Below are 15,780 nucleotides of genomic sequence, written 5' to 3'. Positions count from 1 at the left end.
TTAGGGAATGATGTTCAGAAATACATTTTTATTACTGGTGTTTTTGCTTTTGAGTGAACTCTGCAGATCACAACAGCTGATTCCGATAGATGAGGTCAGATATCTGGATCAGATTAATCATACCATCAAAACAAGTAAGGATGATAGAGTGGTTTTGCAGAATTACCTGCTGTTATCAGAATATTGGGCAACTACCGATAGTCTGAAAAGTGCTCAAGCTCTAAACACGGTATTGAATTCCCCTAAGAAAAATCTCCTTTCAAAAGGTCTGATAGAATATTACCAGGGGATATTCGCTACCAATCAGGGGAGCAGGGCTGATGCTAAAAAACATTATGAACAGGCCATAAAAATCCTGCAGAATGATAAGAAAAACTCAGGTATTCTTATAAAAGCGTTATACAATGAGGCTTATGTCCAGATAGAGGACAAGAGTTATGATTTCTTGGTTAAGGCTCTAACGGAGAAATGCATCCCGCTGAGTGAGAAAACCAACAACAAGGAATTGCTCGCATACAGCTATACCCAGTTGGGATTGACGTTTATGTCGGTAGGACAATTGGATAAAGCGGAAGAATATCATAAAAAGGCTTTGGAAGTGCTGAAGCAGATCCCAAAAGCAAAGACGGTTCACCTGATTACCTATCTGAATCTTATAAGTAACTATTGCTACAAACCCGACAGCAAAACAGCAAAGGTTTATTTGGATAAAGCCAAAGCGATGCTTCAGAATTATCCTCAGTCTCAGCATTATACCAATTACTATTATCAGGAGGCGATGTACTATACAACCAAGCAGGATTATCCAAAAGCGCTTAGCAGTCTGGATGCTGGTGTAAAGATGGCTAAAGTTAAAAATCAGCTGAAGCTTTTGCATCTTTTGTATTTCAGAATGTATAATGTCTATTTGATGCAAAAGAATTATGTTAAAGCCAAGCAACAGTTGGAGCAAATCCTCAAAGAAAATATATTAAGTAAAGAAGCATTGAACCGAAGAATCACTTATACACAATTAGCAGCTGTGAATGATGTGTTGGGTAATTCTAAAGAAGCCTACCAATGGATGAAGAAATCCAATGACTTGGGTGATAGCCTTAATCAGCAAAAGCTTCTCCAGAAATTGAATGAATACGAAATCCTGCACAAGACAATAGAAAAGCAAAAGACGATTAATCAATTAGAACAGGAGAAAAAGGGAAATGAGTTGATTGCCAAAAACAAAAACCTGCGTATTACCATCTTGGCCATTGCATTAGGGCTAAGTCTCATCATCGCTATTTTGATTTATTTAACCTATAGAAAACAACAAAAATTGAATCAGCAGATTAGCATTAGCCATCAGCACGATTTGCTCTACATAGAAAACCAAAGAAAGTATGAGGCAACCCAAGCGGTATTACAGGGAGAAGAGCAGGAGAGACAGCGTATTGCTCAGGATCTCCACGATAGTATGGGCGGAATGTTGGCTAATATCAGAATGTCCATCTCTTCTAATGAGCTTTACCAATCGACCGATATAGTTGAGAAATTAGATAAGTCTATCTCGGAGATGAGAAGAATCTCCAGAAACCTGATGCCAGAAACGCTCAAGAATTTAGGATTGGAAACAGCCCTGAAAGAACTCTGCGAATCAATGACACACAAACATTTCTCGATTCAGTTTGAGGCGTTTGATGTGTCAGATAAAGTTCCTTTCCAGATTCAACTAGCATTTTATCGTATTGCGCAAGAAAGCATAAGCAATGTCATCAAATATGCGCAGGCCAACAATGTGATTGTCCAAATCAGTCAGGACGGTAATACGCTTACCTTAACTGTAGAAGACGATGGTGTAGGTTTCGATAAGTCCCAGATCACATATGGATTAGGTTTAAAGAATATAGAAAACCGTGTCCGCCTGATTAATGGAAAAGTAGAGATCCATTCGGTAAAAGGCGAAGGAACAACCATCAATGTAGAATGCTATGTATAACAAACCCCGACTCAATCTGGCTATTGTAGATGACCATCCAATGATTCTGGAAGGTCTTAAATCACTTTTGCAACAGGATAATCAGTTCCAAATCTTTTCCTTTACCAAAGGGTCTGCTATTTTGGATTTTATTCAGGAAAACCAAGTGGATGTTGTATTACTGGACATTGTCCTAAACGATGGTAGCGGTCTAGACTTCTGTAAAAGCATCAAGCAAAGACTACCCAAAACCATTGTTATTGGGATCAGCAATCAGGCAGAACGTAGTATTATCTTTCGCTTTCTGGAAAATGGCGGTAATGGTTACATCCTCAAAAATGCCAATCCCAAAGAAATTACAGATTGTATCAATAAAGCCATCAATGGTGACTTAGCTTTGAGTAAAGAAGTTCAGGAAATCGTGCTCAGTGCTTCATCAGACAACTTCGAATTACCAAGATTAACCAAGCGGGAAAAGCAGATTCTCTCAGCCATTGCGGATGGTCATACGTCTATTGAGATTGGAGAGAAACTTTTTATCTCGGTCATTACCGTAGAAACCCACCGCAGAAACCTGCTTCAAAAGTTCAAAGCTAAAAATATGATCGAATTAGTAAAGATAGCAGCGGAGAATAAGCTGATATAATTATGAATTATAAATTTTAAATGATGAATGATTATTTAGATTCTTAATACATTTCTCTACTCGAACCGGTGAGGTTGCTTTCCTTCACTCATATTAACAGATCAATTCAAAAATTCAGGAGCAGGAACTCTAACACAATATTCACTGCCAAGATATAACGGATTGCCATATTTCTCTGACCAAAAACCGTCTAAAGTATTTGGATTAATGAATCGATAGATTGCTACACCTTTGTAGATCTTACCTTCATCACCCTCATAATTGAAATTGATAACCAGAATATCATCTTTGAAAAAACCGGTACCATTCTGGATATGATCACCAATGGTCCACTTAGCCACAATTCTGTTATTATTGTCAAGACTTAATGTCAATATCCCGTGATAAGCAATCCCATTCTGATCCTGATTGCTACCTTCCACAGCATAATTCCCTACCAAATCGCTTATTGTCATATTCTCTTTTAATTAAGCTGCAAATTTAACCATATTGCAATTTCTAGTTTCTATTCTAAAACTAATTTCTACAAAAAAAAACTTTAATTTTCGCACCTGACAAAACCCGTAACACGAATCGCTTTACCTTTAACAAAGTTTTATAATTATAAAGGTCTTCATCGGCATAATATTTTCCTTACTGTGACCATATTAATCACAAAAAATATTTATTATGTCAAAGAAAATTGCAATACTCGCAACTGATGGCTTCGAAGAAAGCGAATTGAAATCTCCAAAAGATTACTTACAACAGTTTGGATGGATTACCCACATTGTAAGTCCAAAATCAGGAACCATCAAAGCGTGGGCTGAGAAAGATTGGGGAAGAGATTATGAAGTGGATAAGACCTTAAATGAGGTTTCAGCTTCTGATTACGATGCGTTAGTTCTTCCGGGCGGTGTTATTAATCCGGATCAATTAAGAACCGATGAAAAGGCTATATCGTTTGTACAGGATTTCTTCAAACAACATAAACCGGTCGCTGCTATTTGCCACGGTCCGCAGATCCTAATCAATGCAGGTGCCGTAGAAGGCAGAAAGATGACCTCGGTAAACTCTATAAGTGCTGATCTTAAAAATGCGGGCGCTGTTTGGGAATATAGTGAAGTAGTGGTAGATAATGGTTTGGTAACCAGTCGAACTCCGGAAGATTTGCCGGCTTTCAATGCGAAAATGGTAGAAGAAATTAAAGAAGGAAAACACGAAGATCAAAATCTTTAATCCTAAAAATAGAAAACTCCCGAAGAATCAATCTTCAGGAGTTTTTTATTATTTGCTAATCAACTTTATTTACAAACGAACCTCATGGGTATTCAGCTGATCTAATAGTTTTTGAATATTTTCCAGATCTTTCAACACTTTTTGATAAGAAGCCTTTGCATAGTCTGCGATAGTCGCTTTGGGTGTTTGTATATCATTAGGTTCAAACACGTGATTGAGTTGAGGTCTATCTACGATTTGATCTTTGTAATCATCAAGACATTCATCTATAACCGCCTTTTTCTTTTTACATTTGAGATGTCTTTTGATTTTCTGCAGAGAACTTATCATATAAGGATTATCGTTATAAGGATTGTTGAAACTTGTATTTTCCTGCTCTTCTTGATAAACGAAGTATGGATTCTCATTACTCGGTTTTAGGTAGTTTTTATCAAATATCATAATGCAAGAGGTATTAATTAAATCAAATAGTAAATTGTATTTGAAAATTAATATCAATTTTAAGACCATAAATAGATTTGGATAACAATTCGTTTATTTAAAAGTTACTTTAATAACAATTTGATAAAGATGATCAAAATAATTAAAATTCATCTTCGATAAGCATTAGTAAATCCTTATTGTATTGATTATAAACTATATCAATTAAATTTGATTTAAAATTTCAATTCTAAATCTGATAATTTGGCAAATACTTTGATGTGAAATTTTCAAAGAATCTAGTTCATAGTTTATTAGATTTTTTGATAAGGAGGGCAGCAATGTCCTCTTTCCTGGCAATCCATATATTAATTATACTTATAGGGAGAGAAGCAGCTCAAATTTGTTTCTCTCCCTTTTTGTTATCACTTATTGAATGTTAGATACAATTCATAATACTTAGTCTAAGTAATTATTTGGCAGACAAATTGTTAAGTCAATGTCATTACTCTCACTAAATAAATATTATTATGAAAAATTCAATTTTAAGTCTTCTGGCTGTTGCAGCTCTTATGGCCTGCAAGAAAACTGACACGACAACAATGAACACCACTGGTGATAGCACCGAAGTGATAACTCATGATTCTGCAACAGTCGGTAATGACAGTGCAATGATGGCGGCGGATTCGGCTTCTGCAGGAGCTAATAGCAGTGCGACTGCTAATTTAAGTGCACAGGACAAAAAATTTGCTGATGCTGCTGCTAGAGGTGGACTAATGGAAGTCATGATGGGGCAGCTGGCTTCTACAAATGCTAATAATGCTACTGTAAAGTCTCTCGGTGCAATGATGGTAAAAGATCACAGCAAAGCGAATGATGAGCTGATGCAATGGGCGTCAACAGCAGGTTATACATTACCAACAAGTCTGGATGCTGACAAACAGAAAAAATATGATGATCTGAAAGCTAAAAAAGGAGCGGACTTTGATCGGGCTTATGCAGATTTGATGGTTAGCGATCATAAAAAAGACATTGCAGAATTCAAAGAAGAAGCCTCTAAAGGAACTGAGTCTTCACTTAAATCCTTTGCCAATAAAACGCTTCCAACATTGGAACATCACTTGATGGAGTCTGAAAAAGCCAAAGTTGCTGTCAAATAGAATATCTTATCAAAAGTTATGTTGAAAATTGAGTATATAATGCTCAATTTTTTTATTCTAAAAACTAACCTACATCAATCTATTTCTGGTTTAAAGTCTTTACATTTGGCACTTTAAATTTTAAACAAATGAAAATATTAGCTTTTGCAGGAAGCAATTCCAGAGAATCCATCAACAAAATATTAGTAGAATATACCGCGAAACAATTTAATGGCGCTGAGGTAGAAGTTCTTGACCTGAACGATTACGAAATGCCAATCTTCAGTGTTGACAGAGAAAAACACGACGGGATTCCAACTTTGGCGTTAAGATTTGCTGAGAAAATTGATGCATCAGATTTGTTGATTATTTCTTTTGCTGAGCATAACAGTACTTATACAACCGCTTTTAAAAATATTTTCGACTGGGTTTCCAGAATCAAGGATAGAAAACATTTTGGTGAAAAACCTGTGTTTGTTTTAGCTACAGCAACTGGTCCTGGCGGTGGAAGACACGTGGTCGCTGCTTTTGAAGCGAGAGCTAAATCCAGTGGTGCAAATGTGCTTCAAAGTTTCTATTTGCCTAAGTTCAAAGAGACTTTTGATATCGAGAAAGGTATTGTAGATGAAGAAAAGAATACTGAGTTTCAGGAGAAATTATCTGCTGTTAAAAACTTTTTTGGATAACATTTTGGATATTAATGTTAAGAATGCTTAACTTTGTAGCAAAGAAAAATGAAATTTAATCCGATGAAAATCCCACAAGTTCATTTCCAACAGTATTTTGATTCTTGCAAAGAGAATTACACAAACACCTCCGAACTTGTGAGTTAAAATAACGGCCGACATATCTCTAAGATTGTCGGCTTTTTTATTTGATAAAATTGAAAAGTAAAGTTTGAAATAAATCTAATGAATTCCAAGATTCTTTCAGGTTTTTAAAAGCCTGGAAGAATCGAAAGAATCCCAATTCTGAAAGTAAAAATGAGCAATACCTATAAATCAGCCGGTGTAGATAAGGAAGAAGGTTACAAAACCGTTGACAAAATCAAATCTGCCGTTGCTGAAACCCACAATAAAAATGTTCTTAATAATCTTGGAAGCTTCGGTGCGTTCTATGAGATTGCTGGATATAAAAATCCTGTTCTGGTTTCCGGAACAGACGGCGTAGGAACCAAACTAAAAGTCGCTTTAGATTCCAAAAAATACGATTCTATCGGTATCGATTGTTTTGCAATGTGTGCTAACGATATCCTTTGTCATGGTGCAAAACCATTGTTTTTCCTAGATTATTTGGCTTGCGGAATGCTGGATTCTGATATTGCAGCGGAAATTGTTCTTGGAATGGTGAATGCCTGCAAGGATAACAACTGCGCTTTGATTGGAGGTGAAACTGCCGAGATGCCTGGGATGTATCAGCCGGGCGATTACGATGTAGCTGGATTCTGTGTAGGAATTGTAGAGAAAGACCAAATTATTGATGGCTCCAAAATCAGAAAAGGAAATAAAATCATTGCCATTCCAAGTTCTGGATTTCATTCCAACGGTTTTTCGTTGGTAAGAAAGATTTTCCCGGATTTCGAAGAAGAATTCGAAGGAAAACCTTTGTATGAGACTTTGCTTGTGCCGACAAGATTATATTACAAAGACATTCACAAAGTACTGGAAGAAGTTCCTGTATACGGAATTGCACATATCACAGGAGGCGGGTTATACGAGAATGTTCCGAGAATCATTCCGGAAGGACTTTGCGCAAGCATTCATGAATCCAAAATTAAAGTTCCGACGGTGATGTTAGAATTAGAAAAACGAGGAAATATCGATAGAAAAGAAATGCACGGGACTTTCAATATGGGTGTAGGAATGGTTTTGGTAACTGATGAGAATCACGTTGAAAAAATCCTTGACCTTTTGGAAGATGCTTATGTTGTAGGCGAAATAACAGAAGGAAGCGAGAAAATCGATTTAAAATTTTAGGAGCTTAATCCCGCTATCCGTTGCAATCTTTTGCTTTTTCACATATGAAAAAAAAGCAAAAGGATTTCCACTACTATCGGGGCTAGATAAATATTGTGGTCAAAAACTCTTTGCTAAGTAAAACGCCTTTGCGAACTTAAAAACATTGAGTATTAAAGAAAAGCTTTGCGTGTACTGAGCGGAGTCGAAGTATGCGTTTAAAAAGCATAGCATTAAAATGAAAAACTTAGTCATACTAATTTCAGCTTCAGGAACCAATCTCCAAAGAATCATTGATTGCATCGATAACGGCGAAATCCGAAATGCAAAAGTGAATCTAGTCATTGCAGACAGAGAATGTTTCGGATTGGAAAGAGCAGAAAAACATAACATTCCGACTCAATTAATCAAACGTGGAAAAGACTTTTCCGAGAATTTAGAAAAAGCAATTCCAGAAAATACAGATTTGATTGTTCTGGCAGGTTTTCTATCCATCTTGAAACCTGAGTTCTGCCAAAAATGGGAAGGTAAAATTATCAATATTCATCCTGCACTGTTGCCAAAATTTGGAGGAAAAGGAATGTGGGGACATCACGTTCATAATGCAGTGATTGAAGCCGGCGAAAAAGAAAGTGGGGCAACCGTTCATTTTGTGACTTCAGGAATCGATGAAGGCGAGATTATTCTGCAAGGAAGATTTGATGTTGATGAAAATGATACAGCTGAAACATTAGCTCAAAAAGTTAATCAGACTGAATATGATATTTTCCCAAAAGCCATTGATTTGGTTCTTAATAAACAGAATTGATTTAGTTAAAGTATAAGTTGTTTTTTTAATTTGTAAAGTGTTTTAATATAATATTTTATGAATTTTAATTCAAGTTAACTTTAATTAATAAAAGATAAAATCTAAAGTAAATAAAAAGTAAATCCGGAGGTGAAAGAACCGGTAAATCACAGTTTGAATAAAACTGTAAAAAGTAAAATTTGAAAGAAAAAATGAGTAAAAAGAGAGCACTTATCAGCGTATCTGATAAAAGCGGTTTGGTAAATTTTGCCAAATTTTTGGAAGCTAACAATTACGAATTGATTTCCACAGGCGGCACTTTCAAACATCTGAAAGATGCCGGACTTAATCCAATTCAGATTGATGAAGTAACCGATTTTCCAGAGATGCTGGACGGTAGAGTGAAAACGCTTCATCCAAAAGTTCACGGCGGATTGTTGGCAGTTCGTTCCAACGAAGAACATATGAAAACAGTTCAGGAGTACGAAATCGGACTGATTGATATGGTGATTGTGAATCTTTATCCGTTTTTTGAAAACGTAAACAAAGATATTTCTCTTGATGAAAAAGTAGAATTCATCGATATTGGTGGGCCTTCTATGTTGCGTTCTGCAGCTAAGAATTTCAATTCTGTGACCGTTTTGACGGATGTTAATGATTACGAAGTTGTTCAAAATGAAATGTCAGTAAACGGAGATTCAAGCATCGAAACAAGAAAGAAATTAGCCGGAAAAGTGTTCAACCTGACTTCTGCTTACGATGCAGCGATTTCCAGTATGCTTTTGGACGAAGAATATCCAACTTATTTAAACGCTTCTTACAAAAAGGTTTCTGACTTGAGATATGGCGAAAATCCTCATCAGTCTGCAGCTTATTACACTTCGACTTTCGAAAACGGCGCGATGAAAGATTTTGAGATTTTGGGAGGTAAAGAATTGTCTTTCAATAATCTTCGTGATATGGATTTGTGCTGGAAAGTGGTTAATGAGTTTAAGGAAGAATTAGCTTGTTGTGCGGTAAAACACTCTACGCCTTGCGGTGTTGCCGTTGGAACTTCCGCTTTGGAAACTTACACCAAAACTTTCGAATGTGATCCGATTTCTATCTTTGGAGGAATCATTGGAATGAATTATAAAGTAGATGCAGCAACAGCAGAGGAATTAAACAAAACATTCCTAGAGATTGTAATGGCGACAGATTTTGATGAAGATGCTTTGGAAATTCTGAGAAAAAAGAAAAACCTTAGAATCATTAAAATCAAAAACAATGTTACCGACAAACAGGTTTGGGTAAAAATCGATGGAGGAATGCTGGTTCAGAATGCGGACGACCAATTCTCAGAAGATATCAAATTGATGACAGCAACAGCTCCGACGGAAGAACAAAGAAAAGCTTTGCTGTTCTCTCAAAGAGTGGTTAAATATGTAAAATCCAACGCAATCGTGGTTTCAAATGGCGTTCAGGCCATCGGAATAGGTGGTGGACAAGTGAACAGAATCTGGGCAACGCAACAAGCCATTGAAAGAGCAAAATCGAAATTCGATGGTGAATTGGTTTTGGCTTCGGATGCGTTCTTCCCTTTCAGAGACGTGGTGGATTTCTGCGCACAGGAAGGTATCAAAGCGATTATTCAGCCGGGTGGAAGTATGAAAGATAATGATTCTATCGAAGCGGCAAACGAACACAAAATACCAATGTTATTTACAGGAATGAGACATTTCTTGCATTGATAAACTATTGAATTTTCAATTCATCTATAAAAAATAACCCCAACTATAATTCAGTTGGGGTTTATTTTTATGGTTATTAGTTCTTTCTTATTTTTTAATCACCTTGAATGATTTTACATTGGACGCTGTTCTGATGTTCACGATATAAACTCCGGAAGGTAAATTTCTCATATCGATATTAGCTGTTTTTGCTTTAGGTTGTTCTGATTTAACCATACTTCCCGCAAAATTATATACCGCAATATTCTCAATCGTATCACCATTCATCTTCACTGTCAGGTTATCGACAACAGGATTTGGATAATATTGAAGTTCTTGATCTTTGCTATTATCCGCAGTTCCAAGCCTCTCTTCAACCTTTACCACAAAGCTGCAAGTATCAATCACCTGTCCGTTGAAAATCAGGTTATGTTTGACAGTCGTTTCTCCAACAGGGAAAATGGCGCCTGAAGGTAAACCTTGTGCTAATACTGAAAAAACGCCGTTAGAATTACCATCACAAGCAAAAGTCAGGTTGTAGTCAACAACTGCACCGATATTCCCTGGATTTGTGTAGACTGTCATATTTTCAGGACAAGTATATTCACATTGCGGTGGATCCGGCAAGCCGACAAGGTAAACCTGAACATCATCAATCAGGGCTGATGTTCCTTTGGTCGCCAAGGAATTAAATCCTAAATAATAAACCCCTGAACTAGGTGGTGTGAATGATAAAATCGCCTCATCATACTTGTCATTGCTTACATTCTTGCTCCAGATGATATTGTTTTTTTGAACAAATGCATAAGCTTTATCCGCAATACTGAAACTCAACGGAACATTGTTTCCTAAAGATCTGTATTTGAATTTGATAAGAATCTCCTTTCCGCCTTGTAAATTCAGACCTCTTGAGAAGAACCAAGAATTAGCATCAAAATAATAATTGAAATTTTGAATTGCGTGAAATTCTCCTTCAACAGGATAAGTTGAATTAATCTCCCATTGATTATTCCTTGTTATAGATTGAGTGATCCATTGGTCATCTGTCTCGAAGCCATACTTATAAGGTAAATTAACCGCTGTCCCAGGATTCGGTAAAGTCTTAAAATATACAGGTCCTGCCCAAGAGCTAAATTCATTTTCTGCGCAGCTTGATCTTACATAAGCTTCATAATTCGTTTCTGGTGCCAGATCTTCTACATGAGCCTGCACATTATTGATGGTAGTTCCGGAAGATGGTGTACCCGTACCGGCTGGTTGTACAACATATTCGTAACTGGTGGCGGATTGTGTAAGAAAATCCCAAGTCAGATCTACAGTTGTTTGTCCATAGTTAGCTGTTAAGTTGGATGGTTTTGCACAGTTTGGACAGGAAGCAATGATTGGCGTACTGATGCTTTGTTCGGTTTCGCTTCCAACAATATTGCCATTGGAATCCAAGATCTCATAGCTTGTTTCAAACCCGCTGTGGCTTCCACCGTTCCAGACAGTAGTAATGGCATCGCCGGAATTGATTTTGAAAGGAAAATCCAATACATCTCCGATCGGTAATGTAAGATCTGTAAAAACAGCATCTCCGTTAACGTAAAGATTCATGGTGTTATTATTCCATCCGTCACCTTCCGCATCCTTCAGGCGAAGAATATATTCGCAAGGAGAAGATTCTTTATCAGAAACTTTTACATTGTCAAACATAACAAATCCATAATTGGCGTCGGAATAGGCCTGATAGCCTAAATAATAAACGCCATTATCAGGAACCGTGAATGTTACATTAGCAGTGTTGTAAGTCGTGCTTTGGATAAAATCATTATTCCAGATCTCGACAGAGTTTGCAGAAGGGAACGGGTCTTTGCTTACAACCACTTTCATTTTTTGCGGATAATATTCGTCCTGGCTGGATCTGTAGTCAAACTGTAAAGTAATTTCCTTACCCGCAGGAAGATTAATTCCTCTGGAGATAACCCAGGCGTCGGAAACATTTTCGCTGTCATCGTGCATTAAATAGTTTTTCCCGTCAGATGGACCATATAGTCCTCCGGGACCTGAATCAAAGTCACCTTTTACCCAAGGCTTTCCAACTGTTGGCTCAAGAAGTGTCCAACGACTATCGCCTTCAAAACTTTCATTATATGGCAAATTCACAGGAGCTGCTGTTGTGGCAGGATAGGTTTTAAAAGTAATAGGACTGGACCATTTTCCATAAAGCGAACCTGCTGTGCAGACAGATCTTACATACAATTCATATTGGGTCGCTGGCTGCAAATCTTCAGCAGTTGTTGACAGACCTTGTACCGGAGTACCTGACTCAGTAGGAATGCCTGATCCTGGTGTTTTAATTACATATTCAAATCCTTCACCCGGCGTTGAAGTACTTTCCCAAGAGATGTTTGCAGTGGTCTGACCTGGAGTCGCTTTTACATTTACGGGTTTTGGACATAACTCTTCGTATAAATTAATATTATCCAAACTAATGTATCCAAAATTAGGATCAGGATAAAAATAAAAAGCCAGATAATATGTGCCGGTTTCAGAAACTTCGAATGTTTTGTGTGCATTCTGATAAGTACTAATCTGAATGTTCTCGTTAGCCCATAATTCTGTCGAATTGTCAAGAACAGGAATTGGTTGTTGTTTCAGTACAACTTTTAATTTAACCGGAAAAAGAGTATTAAGACTGGATCGGTAATCGAAATCCAGTGCAATAGTATGACCGGCTTCGATCTTGATCCCTTTGGATATGAGCCAGGCTGATCCTCCATTTTCGAAATCGCTCTGGGCTCTTGCATAATACTGGCCTTGTGAGGGACCATAAACTGTGCTGGTTTCATCAGAAAATTCCCAGGGAGTTCCAGGACCTGACATCATTTTGTACCAATAATTTTGTTCCGTTTCCGTTTCAAAGCTGTTGGAGTACGGAAGAGATACCGGATCCGATTGTCCAAAAGCGAACAGAAAACTCAACAAAGAGAAAAAAGTTAATGCTTTGTTCATATATATTCCATTTTTCAACAAACATAGAACAGAAGCCTGATGATTCCTATTGTTATGCTTTAAAAATGAAGAAATATTCAGTGTTTTTGAAAGAACTTTGCGATATTGTGATCAGGAAAAAGTATTATCGTCTTTTGAAATTTGCTTTTTCAGTTTTGCAATTTTGACTTTGGTCTGGATGATCTGGTAAATAATTAAAACAATCAGGATAGCAAGAATGGAGATGATCCAGTATTTGCTGCTGTTATCGTCACTAGAATTTTCCTCGGCAGTTTTTTTTACGATAATTCCGTTTACCGATTTTTTTTTGGCACTGATATCTGTATTGGTTTTTTGCTTGTAAAGGTTGAGATAAGATGTGTAATTTTCTATATCACCAAGTGCGTAATAGTTTTCAGAGATGTATTTATAGACTTCCGGATTCGCATTCTCTATTTTTTTTGAGTTTAAAATCCTGATGGCTTTATCAAATTCCCGTTTGGCTGCTCCGTGATTTTTTTGAAGATAATAAATCCTGCCAAGTCCGGCAATGCTTTCTGCATTCAGTAAATCATAATCTCCATTCACAGCATAATGTAATGATTTCTCATAGGATTCTCTTGCGGCTGCCAGCTTATTTTCTTCCAAAAAGCAGCTAGCGATTTCGTTATACAGATCTGCTATCGAAAACCGAAGCATTTCTCGATTTTTCAGCGCAGATATATAAACTTCAAGAGCCTTTTTGTAATAACTTTCAGCAAAATCGCATCCCAATTCATCTCGGTAGATTAATGCTTTCAAATACAAAATGTTGCCTTTATAGAACTTCAAATCGTCGGGCAGAGGATGTTTTTCTATCAGTTCATAAGCTTCGTCTGCGTAATATTTGGCTTTGCTGTAGATATTAAGATTATGATATTTTTCACCAATGAATCCCGCCACCTGAATCTGCGTAGGATAATCATTGATTTTTTGAGAAATTTCTCTTGTTTTAAATGCGTATTCAATAGCTTTTTCATATTCCTTTTTTATAGAATAGCTGCTACCGATAATGGTGAGAATAGAAATTTCCATTTTGGGATTTCCCTTGTATTTTTTATAGAGTTCGGTTCCCAACTTTATCACCTTGTCAGGATTAGAATTCATCATCAGGAAAAGCGAATCTAAATGAGGATCAGCGTTCTTCTGCGCTGATAAAGTCTGTAAATCAACTACAAAAAGAAGACTTAGAACGATAGCTATATTTTTTATATTTTGAATAAAACTTTTCATAATCAATGGGTTGAGGAAAGTTCTTTCTTGATAAAGTTGATAAATTCTTTAGGCGGAATTCCTGTAACAGTTTTAAAAACAGTTGAAAACGAAGTATGGGAAGTAAATCCGCTTTCCTCTGCAAGATAACTGATTTTATAATTCAGAAAAGCTGGTTCGTTTCTCAGTTTGTTTATGATGTAATTGACTCTCAGTTCATTAATATAAGAGTTGAAGTTTTTTTGTTTGTGTTTATTCACGATCTCAGATAGATATCTTGTGTTGGTATCAAGCTCTTTTGCCATAGATTGTAATGTTAGACTTTTTTTGGTGAAGTCATTTCCATTTTCGAAGGCAATGAGTTTTTCCAATATAACTTGCTCGGTTTTTTGAGGAATGAATTGTGGAGTTTTGGAAGTCTCTTCAACAGATTCGGTGTCAGGAATAGTTTTTTCTTTTTCAGCCTGAGTTTTTTTCAGTTTGCTGATGTAATCTTTATAATTGTTATAATTCTGTTTTGCCTTTATTCTCAACCAAAATACCACGCCAAGTATGACTATAGCAAAGCCAATTATCCAAATTAAAATATAATTGGTCTTATATCTCTGATTATCTTTGGTTTTCAAGTCATTTTCAGTGAGCGAAAGTATCAAATCACTGGCTTTTTGCTGAGCCGAAGTTATAGAATCATTCAGTTCCAGATATTTTAAATTATGGAATTGATATTTGGAGTTATCACCTTCTGACAAATAAAAATCAGCCAAAAATTGATGGATATTCTTTTTCAAAACCACATCATTAACTTTTTCCGATAATACGAGAAGTTGAGGAACTTCGCTGAGATATTGTTGTCTATGTTTCTTACCAAAATTAGCTTTTGCGCGTTCCAACTCTGCATAAGCCAGATAATTTTCCCCTAGACCAGATTCTAAAGAAAATTGTAATGATTTCCCGGCATATTTAGCAGACTCATCCCATTGTTTTGTGATTCCATAGGTTTTTGCCAATTGATTGTAAGCTTTTGAAATCTGATAGGGAAATTGGTGAGAATATCTTTCAAGAAGTCTCTCGTCAATGACTTTTATCGCTTCATCATATTTTTTTTGTTCACAAAGCAGTGCAGATTTTGCGGTAATAAAATCAATATAAAAACTTGTTTTATCAGGATTTTCAGTTGGATTATTTTGAATTTTTTCTTCAATCAGATTTAGTTTTTCTTCAGCTTTTGGAATGATTCCTAATTTCCTATAAAGTTCGCTCAAGATAAGATTTGTCCTCAAAACTGCTGATGAATCATCATTTTCGGAATTTAAATGTAGTGATTCCAGAAGGGCGTTTAAGGCCACAATGTAATTCCCCTGTAAGATTTGCGCTTCAGCTTTTAGATTCAAAGCTTTAGAACGTTCTTCATCGGAAGCTGCGTTGATAGAGAGATATTCGGAAACAGTTATGGTTTTTTCCGGGTGAGCATACAGATTTTCTGCTGCGTTTTTATAGATATCGTTGTCATCAGACTGTTTCTGAGAAAAAGTGAGATTGGCACAAAACAACATCAAAAGAACAATCAATTGGTTGGTGCAGAAAATCTTTCGTTTCAAAAACATACGCCTTAATATCATTACAGTAAAGATATAATTTACAAATATAAGGTCACAATCGCTAATTATTTATCATGGATTGGTGATATTTTTATTAATTATGAAGTAATGTTGATGCTAATGTTTAATTTTT

Annotated in this window: 13 protein-coding genes; 8 read left to right on the top strand and 5 right to left on the bottom strand. The window is 36.3% G+C overall.

Annotated features, from left to right (window positions below):
• The first annotated feature begins 10 nt into the window (after window positions 1-10).
• Both KI430_RS04510 and KI430_RS04505 read left to right on the top strand, forming a co-directional pair.
• Window positions 11-1,972 carry an ATP-binding protein gene (locus KI430_RS04510; protein WP_248877076.1) on the top strand — a complete coding sequence of 654 codons (1,962 nt, stop codon included), beginning with the start codon at window positions 11-13 and terminating at the stop codon, window positions 1,970-1,972.
• Window positions 1,965-2,597: a response regulator gene (locus KI430_RS04505; protein ID WP_248877075.1), complete on the top strand. Its 633-nt coding sequence runs from the start codon at window positions 1,965-1,967 to the stop codon at window positions 2,595-2,597. The genes KI430_RS04510 and KI430_RS04505 overlap by 8 nt, the downstream gene beginning before the upstream one ends.
• 101 nt (window positions 2,598-2,698) lie before the next feature.
• On the opposite strand, the gene KI430_RS04500 is transcribed toward KI430_RS04505, so the two are convergent.
• Complete coding sequence (locus tag KI430_RS04500) at window positions 2,699-3,052, bottom strand: hypothetical protein (protein WP_248877074.1); 354 nt, start codon at window positions 3,050-3,052, stop codon at window positions 2,699-2,701.
• A gap of 214 nt (window positions 3,053-3,266) precedes the next feature.
• Between KI430_RS04500 and KI430_RS04495 the strand changes: the two genes are divergently transcribed.
• Window positions 3,267-3,815, top strand: coding sequence for a type 1 glutamine amidotransferase domain-containing protein (locus tag KI430_RS04495; protein ID WP_248877073.1), 549 nt, complete (start codon window positions 3,267-3,269; stop codon window positions 3,813-3,815).
• 69 nt (window positions 3,816-3,884) lie between these two features.
• Here the strand turns inward: KI430_RS04495 and KI430_RS04490 are convergent, their stop codons facing one another.
• Window positions 3,885-4,256, bottom strand: a complete 372-nt coding sequence (locus tag KI430_RS04490; protein WP_248877072.1) for a hypothetical protein — start codon at window positions 4,254-4,256, stop codon at window positions 3,885-3,887.
• A gap of 509 nt (window positions 4,257-4,765) precedes the next feature.
• Here KI430_RS04490 and KI430_RS04485 point away from each other — a divergent pair.
• The 5 genes from KI430_RS04485 (at window position 4,766) to purH (ending at window position 9,846) form a co-directional block, all read left to right on the top strand.
• Window positions 4,766-5,395 carry a DUF4142 domain-containing protein gene (locus KI430_RS04485; RefSeq protein ID WP_248877071.1) on the top strand — a complete coding sequence of 210 codons (630 nt, stop codon included), beginning with the start codon at window positions 4,766-4,768 and terminating at the stop codon, window positions 5,393-5,395.
• Window positions 5,396-5,523: 128 nt separating this feature from the next.
• Entirely contained in the window at window positions 5,524-6,060 is a 537-nt protein-coding gene (locus KI430_RS04480) for an NADPH-dependent FMN reductase (protein ID WP_248877070.1), read from the top strand.
• 297 nt (window positions 6,061-6,357) lie between these two features.
• Window positions 6,358-7,350, top strand: coding sequence for a phosphoribosylformylglycinamidine cyclo-ligase (gene purM / locus KI430_RS04475; RefSeq protein WP_248877069.1), 993 nt, complete (start codon window positions 6,358-6,360; stop codon window positions 7,348-7,350).
• Window positions 7,351-7,567: 217 nt separating this feature from the next.
• On the top strand, window positions 7,568-8,137 hold the full coding sequence (gene purN / locus KI430_RS04470; RefSeq protein ID WP_248877068.1) for a phosphoribosylglycinamide formyltransferase: 570 nt from the start codon (window positions 7,568-7,570) through the stop codon (window positions 8,135-8,137).
• 191 nt (window positions 8,138-8,328) lie between these two features.
• Window positions 8,329-9,846, top strand: a complete 1,518-nt coding sequence (gene purH / locus KI430_RS04465; RefSeq protein WP_248877067.1) for a bifunctional phosphoribosylaminoimidazolecarboxamide formyltransferase/IMP cyclohydrolase — start codon at window positions 8,329-8,331, stop codon at window positions 9,844-9,846.
• Window positions 9,847-9,933: 87 nt separating this feature from the next.
• Here the strand turns inward: purH and KI430_RS04460 are convergent, their stop codons facing one another.
• The 3 genes from KI430_RS04460 to KI430_RS04450 form a co-directional block, all read right to left on the bottom strand.
• Entirely contained in the window at window positions 9,934-12,819 is a 2,886-nt protein-coding gene (locus KI430_RS04460; RefSeq protein ID WP_248877066.1) for a T9SS-dependent choice-of-anchor J family protein, read from the bottom strand.
• A gap of 111 nt (window positions 12,820-12,930) precedes the next feature.
• Window positions 12,931-14,070: a tetratricopeptide repeat protein gene (locus KI430_RS04455; protein ID WP_248877065.1), complete on the bottom strand. Its 1,140-nt coding sequence runs from the start codon at window positions 14,068-14,070 to the stop codon at window positions 12,931-12,933.
• Between the two features lie 2 nt (window positions 14,071-14,072).
• Window positions 14,073-15,653: a helix-turn-helix domain-containing protein gene (locus tag KI430_RS04450; protein ID WP_248877064.1), complete on the bottom strand. Its 1,581-nt coding sequence runs from the start codon at window positions 15,651-15,653 to the stop codon at window positions 14,073-14,075.
• Window positions 15,654-15,780 lie beyond the last annotated feature (127 nt).

It is taken from the genome of Epilithonimonas zeae (assembly GCF_023278365.1).
GTDB lineage: Bacteria > Bacteroidota > Bacteroidia > Flavobacteriales > Weeksellaceae > Epilithonimonas > Epilithonimonas zeae_A.
The sequence above is the reverse complement of the archived record's forward strand: the minus strand, read 5'-3'. Positions and strand labels throughout refer to the sequence as shown.